This window comes from Lentibacter sp., assembly GCF_965657785.1.
In the GTDB taxonomy this organism is placed as follows: domain Bacteria; phylum Pseudomonadota; class Alphaproteobacteria; order Rhodobacterales; family Rhodobacteraceae; genus Lentibacter.
Map to the genome: position 1 here is coordinate 1 of NZ_CBFHPP010000046.1, position 6,524 is coordinate 6,524.

The 6,524-nt window shown below is 55.9% G+C and carries 5 protein-coding genes; all 5 read left to right on the forward strand.

What is annotated here, in order from left to right; genetic code table 11:
- Nucleotides 1-3,228: DNA-directed RNA polymerase subunit beta' (rpoC, locus tag ACTF58_RS13240; RefSeq protein WP_438992439.1), on the forward strand; the 3,228-nt coding region annotated here is incomplete at its 5' end.
- Between the two features lie 138 nt (nucleotides 3,229-3,366).
- Nucleotides 3,367-4,188 carry a glycosyltransferase gene (locus ACTF58_RS13245; RefSeq protein ID WP_438992440.1) on the forward strand — a complete coding sequence of 274 codons (822 nt, stop codon included), beginning with the start codon at nucleotides 3,367-3,369 and terminating at the stop codon, nucleotides 4,186-4,188.
- Nucleotides 4,185-5,105 (forward strand): DMT family transporter, encoded by a 921-nt coding sequence (locus ACTF58_RS13250; protein WP_438992441.1) that lies wholly within the window; start codon nucleotides 4,185-4,187, stop codon nucleotides 5,103-5,105. The genes ACTF58_RS13245 and ACTF58_RS13250 overlap by 4 nt, the downstream gene beginning before the upstream one ends.
- Entirely contained in the window at nucleotides 5,102-5,938 is an 837-nt protein-coding gene (locus ACTF58_RS13255; protein ID WP_438992442.1) for a glycosyltransferase, read from the forward strand. Before ACTF58_RS13250 ends, ACTF58_RS13255 begins: the two co-directional genes overlap by 4 nt.
- A gap of 283 nt (nucleotides 5,939-6,221) precedes the next feature.
- The coding region (rpsL, locus tag ACTF58_RS13260; protein WP_438992443.1) for a 30S ribosomal protein S12 at nucleotides 6,222-6,524 on the forward strand (303 nt) is incomplete at its 3' end.

The window sequence follows — 6,524 nt, forward strand, 5'->3', positions numbered from 1 at the left end:
TTCCGTCAGAACCTTTTGGGTAAGCGCGTCGACTTCTCGGGCCGGTCTGTCATTGTGACGGGTCCGGAGCTTAAGCTGCATCAGTGTGGTCTTCCCAAGAAGATGGCACTCGAGCTTTTCAAACCGTTTATCTACAGCCGTTTGGAGGCCAAAGGCCTTTCGGCGACTGTGAAACAAGCCAAGAAGCTTGTTGAAAAAGAGCGCCCCGAAGTTTGGGATATCTTGGATGAAGTGATCCGCGAACACCCTGTCATGCTCAACCGTGCTCCAACGCTTCACCGCCTCGGTATCCAAGCGTTTGAACCTGTGTTGATCGAGGGCAAAGCCATTCAGCTTCACCCGCTCGTTTGCTCTGCCTTTAACGCCGACTTTGACGGTGACCAAATGGCTGTTCACGTGCCGCTTTCGCTGGAAGCCCAGCTTGAGGCACGGGTTCTCATGATGTCGACCAACAACGTTCTGTCGCCGGCCAACGGCGCGCCGATCATTGTTCCGTCACAGGACATGATCTTGGGTCTCTACTATACGACCATCGAGCGTGAAGGCATGGTTGGCGAAGGCATGGCCTTTGGCTCCATTGAAGAAGTGCAGCACGCGCTTGACTCAGGTGCTGTGCATTTGCACTCAAAGATCATCGCGCGGATCCCGCAGGTGGACGCCGAAGGCAACACTGTGATGCAGCGTTTTGAAACCACACCAGGACGTGTGCGCCTTGGTGCGCTTCTGCCGCAGAACAACAAAGCGCCGTTTGATCTTGTGAACCGTTTGCTGCGCAAGCGTGAAGTGCAGCAGGTGATTGACACGGTCTACCGCTATTGCGGGCAGAAAGAGTCTGTTATTTTCTGTGACCAGATCATGACCATGGGCTTCCGCGAAGCTTTCAAGGCGGGGATTTCCTTTGGTAAGGACGACATGGTTGTTCCTGGCACCAAGTGGACGATCGTTGACGAGACACGCGGCTTTGTGAAGGACTTTGAACAGCAGTATCTCGACGGCCTGATCACACAGGGCGAGAAATACAACAAAGTTGTTGATGCTTGGTCAAAGTGTAACGACAAAGTCACCGAAGCCATGATGAACACCATCTCGGCGGACAAGCGCGACGAAAACGGCGCTGTTATGGAGCCGAATTCGGTTTACATGATGGCCCACTCAGGCGCGCGTGGCTCGGTCACTCAGATGAAACAGCTCGGCGGGATGCGTGGCCTGATGGCCAAACCGAACGGCGACATCATCGAGACACCGATCATCTCGAACTTTAAAGAAGGTCTGAACGTTCTTGAGTACTTCAACTCTACTCACGGCGCGCGGAAAGGTCTTTCGGACACCGCTCTGAAGACAGCGAACTCGGGCTACCTCACACGTCGCCTTGTGGACGTTGCGCAAGACTGCATCGTGCGTGAGCATGACTGTGGAACAGAGCGCGCAATCACAGCCGAAGCTGCCGTGAACGACGGTGAAGTTGTGTCTTCACTGGCAGAGCGTCTCTTGGGCCGTGTGGCCGCAGACGATATCCTCAAGCCAGGCACAGACGACGTGATCGTCGCGCAGGGCACGATGATCGACGAGCGTATGGCCGATGCGATTGAGGAAGCGGGTGTTGTAAGCACGCGTATCCGCAGCCCGCTGACCTGCGAAGCGGAAGATGGCGTTTGCGCCATGTGTTACGGGCGTGATCTCGCGCGCGGCACCATGGTCAACCAAGGTGAGGCCGTCGGCATCATCGCGGCGCAGTCGATCGGCGAACCGGGCACACAGCTGACGATGCGGACATTCCACATCGGCGGCGTTGCGCAAGGTGGTCAGCAATCGTTCCTTGAGGCGAGCCAAGAGGGTAAGATTACCTTTGAAAACGCGTCTCTGCTTGAGAACGAAGCGGGCGAAGCTCTGGTTGTTGGCCGTAACATGAAAATCGCGATTGTCGGTGACGATGGTGAGGAACGTGCGAGCCACAAGCTGAGCTACGGCACCAAGCTCTTCGTCAAAGAAGGCGGCAAGGTTCTGCGGGGCGACAAGCTCTTTGAGTGGGACCCTTACACGCTTCCGATTATTGCGGAAAAAGCGGGCACAGCCAAGTTTGTTGACCTTGTGAGCGGTATTGCCGTGCGCGACGAGACGGATGATGCGACAGGCATGACACAGAAAATCGTGATCGACTGGCGCGCTGCTCCGAAAGGCAACGAGCTTAAGCCAGAGATCATCCTGTCGGACAAAGACGGCGAGCCAGTGCGCAATGACGCGGGCAACCCTGTGACCTATCCGATGTCTGTGGATGCGATCCTTTCGGTCGAAGAAGGCCAAGAGATCAAAGCGGGTGATGTTGTTGCACGTATTCCACGTGAAGGTGCGAAAACGAAAGACATTACTGGTGGTCTGCCACGTGTCGCCGAGCTTTTCGAAGCCCGTCGTCCGAAAGACCACGCTATCATCGCAGAGATCGACGGTTATGTTCGTTATGGCCGCGACTATAAGAACAAGCGCCGCATCTCGATTGAACCATCAGACGAGAGCATGGAAGCCGTTGAATATATGGTTCCGAAGGGCAAGCACATTCCTGTTATGGAAGGCGACTTTGTCCAGAAGGGCGATTACATCATGGACGGTAACCCTGCGCCGCATGACATCCTCTCCATCATGGGTGTCGAAGCGCTGGCGGATTACATGATCGACGAGGTGCAAGATGTTTACCGCCTGCAAGGCGTGAAGATCAACGATAAGCACATCGAAGTTATCGTGCGTCAGATGCTCCAGAAGTGGGAAATTCTCGACAGTGGCGACACCACGCTTCTTAAGGGCGAAAATGTCGACAAAGTCGAGTTTGACGAGGCCAATGCCAAGGCGGAAGCCCGTGGCGGACGCGTGGCACAAGGCGAGCCGATCCTTCTCGGGATCACCAAGGCGAGCTTGCAGACACGTTCCTTCATCTCGGCGGCATCGTTCCAAGAGACAACACGCGTTCTGACCGAAGCCTCTGTGCAAGGGAAGAAAGACAAGCTGGTTGGCCTCAAGGAAAACGTCATCGTGGGTCGTTTGATCCCTGCGGGGACAGGTGGTGCGACGAAGCAAATGCGCCGTGTGGCTCAGGACCGTGACAATGTTGTGCTTGAAGCGCGCCGCGAAGAAGCGGAAGCGGCAGCAGCCTTGGCAGCTCCTGTTCAGGACGATGTTTTTGCGGCGGCACCCGCCGAGGACATGACAAGCGAGATCCCAGAGAGCCGCGAAGAATAAGCGCTTTCCGAGACTGATTGAAAAACCCCGCTTTCAGGAGCGGGGTTTTTTGCTTTTTGGGGTTGGTGTTGGCGGGGGGTGTCTTTGAGGCTTTTCATTTGGGCGGATCGGGTGTTTCCTGCCCAGAGGAGAGGGTTCATGGCAAAGATGAGTGAAGGTTTGCAAGTGATCGGAGTGGTGCGGTTTTCCGTTTTGACGACGGATTTCTCGCTCCATGCACATGAGAGCCATGAAGCCTTGGCCGAGCAGCTTTTTGCGCCTGCGCGGATGGCGCTCAGGCTAAGGCTTTTTGAAACGCTTTGTTTGCCTTCGCTTGTGGGGCAGAGCGATCAAGGGTTTCGCCTCGTTGTGCTGACGGCTGAAGCGCTGCCGTGTGACATTCGCGCAAGGCTTGAGGCATTGGTGGCTCCCCATGAGAACATCAGCATTTTTGCGGCGGCTCCTGAACAGCATTACCAGCTCATTAAGAAGGCCTACGCCTCGGCCTATGATGAGACCGCAAATCACCGCCTCACCTTTCGGCTGGATGATGATGATGCGCTGGCGCTGGATTATATCGCGCGGTTGAAGGCTCTGGCGCGGGGGCTTTTGCCGCTTTGCCCTGAGACGCCGCAAGTGATTGCGTTTAACCGCGGGTTTTATGTCGATATGACTGCGCCAAAGGGCAGGGGCCGCGTGTTTGACACTGTGGAGCGGGCACCTTTGTCTTGCGGAACGGCATTGCTTGCGCCCGAGAGCTATACGCGCAACCCGTATCGTTATAACCACCGCGCCTTGGCGCAACATTATAATGTCTACTCTGACATAAGCGCGCCCTGTTTTTTGCGCACGATCCATAGCGACAATCACTCACATCCTGCGAAGCTTGGACTTGTGGGGAAAAAGCCCTCCGAGGCGGTTGCGGCAGATGTGCAAAAGTATTTTGGACTGGATATTGATATGCTTGGAGCGCTTGAATGATTTCGGCACAAGACAATCTACGCGGGGCTGTCCTGATGATGGCGTCGATGGCGGCGTTTACCTTCAATGACGCCTTTATGAAGATGATCTCGGCGCAACTGCCGTTGTTTCAGATTTTGACACTGCGGGGTATTCTGACCACCTGCCTTATCGCTCTCGTGATGCTCGCGATGGGGCGGATGCGCTTTGCCGTGCCGCGCCAGGACCGTGGGCTTGTATTGGTCCGCGTGGCAGCAGAGGCGGCCTCGGCTTATTTCTTTCTGACTGCATTGTTTAATATGCCAATCGCCAATGTCAGCGCGATCATGCAGGCCTTGCCGCTGGCGATTACGCTGGCGGCAGCTGTGTTCTTTCGCGAGCCTGTGGGCTGGCGGCGGTTGGCGGCCATTTTTGTGGGCTTTTTCGGGGTTATGTTGATCATTCGGCCAGGAGCTGAGGATTTTACGATCTATTCACTCTATACTTTGGCGGCTGTGGTGGTTGTGACAATCAGGGATTTGGCGACGCGCCGTCTAAGCCCTGAAACGCCGTCTATGGCTGTGACGTTCTATTCCTCGCTTGGGGTGACGTTCTTTTTTGCGATGGCAGCGCCGTCGCAGGGGTGGGTTCCCGTTGATGGATATGGCGCGATGATGATTGCGGGGGCGGCTGTCATGGTGATTGGGGGGTATATCTGCTCGATCATGGTGATGCGGATCGGTGAGATCAGCTTTGTGGCGACTTTTCGGTATACCTCGCTGGTTTGGGCGTTGCTTTTGGGGTGGCTGGTCTTTGGCGATTGGCCCAAACCTATCACACTTCTGGGCGCCGCGATCGTGATCGGGTCAGGTGTCTTCATGCTGTTGCGTGAGCGTCAGATCAACCGCCGCGTTGCGAAGGCTGCGGCAGCACGGCCAGCTGCGGGGGCAGGGGTGTGAGGCAGGCGAAGCTTCAGGTTCTTGGCCTATGCCGCTGGTCTTATCCGAGCCAGACGGGGGCGTTTAACAGCACGGGCGAAAGCCTTGAGGCTTTGCAACGCGAGCTTTACGCCGAGGCGCGCATGAAGGTGCGGCTCTTCTTTTTGGAGCATCTGGTCTTGCCGAGCCTGCGGGTGCAGAGCGACCCTGACTTTACGCTTGTTTTGATGATGGGCGAGCATTTGCCTGAGCGCTGGCGCGGGCAGATTTTGGAGCTCATCGCGGATGTGGAGCAGGTGAAGCCTGTGTTTTTGCCAGAGGGGCAGAACCATATGGAGGCCTGCACGGCACTGATGCGCGCGCATCGTGATCCGAGTGCAGATGTTGTGGTGGAATTTCGCCTTGATGATGACGACGCAGTAGCGCGTGACTTTGTAGAGCAGTTGCGAGGGCTATATCGGCAGCTGCGCCCGATCTATAAGGCCAACAAGAGGGTTGCTGTTGATTTCTGTCGCGGGTTCCTGTTGCGCTGTGAGGATGACGGGCGCGTAAACTATCATCCTGTCGAGGCGCGGCTCTGGACGCCTGCACTTGCGCTCTATCTGCCGCCAGACCATCCGCGCAGCCTGCTCAATTATCCGCATATGCGCACTTGGCGGAATATGCCTGTTTTGAGTCTGAACAAGAAGCCGATGTTTGTGCGGGGCGCGCATGGGGGAAATGACAGTGCCATTAAGGAGCGCAAAGTCGACAGCTTTCGGTATAAACTTGAAAAACTGCCTGCTGCCATGGCGGCGGACTTTGGAGTGGAGCTTGAAGCCTTTGAGGCGGCTTGGGCCGGGGTTTGTGGCTGACGCACCTAGCGTCAAAGCGATTGAGCTGGCCATGTTGACAAGCTTTGCGACTCCCCCTAAAAGCGCCTCATCCGGCTATGGGCACGCCCTAATGCCGTTTGCATAACTTGAGTGGTCAAGATCCGAGCTATTGCTGCGACGATCCTCTGTAAACCCGCCGCGCCGTTTACCTCGGAATGGGAACGATGCGGCTTTTGTGTGTTGTGGACGCATGATGCACGCGAATTGAAACCGCGAGGGGACACCCTTGCACATATGTGTTGAGAAACGGGAAAAGAGCCCTATGCCAACGATCCAACAGCTCATCCGGAAGCCCCGGAAGCCGAAAGTCAAACGCTCCAAGTCGCTTCACCTTGAGGGCAACCCTCAAAAGCGCGGCGTTTGCACACGCGTCTATACAACTACGCCCAAGAAGCCGAACTCGGCGATGCGTAAAGTTGCTAAAGTCCGTCTCACAAATGGCTTTGAAGTCATCAGCTATATCCCAGGTGAAAGCCATAACCTTCAGGAGCACTCTGTTGTCCTGATACGTGGCGGTCGTGTAAAAGACCTTCCCGGTGTTCGCTACCACATCCTGCGCGGTGTT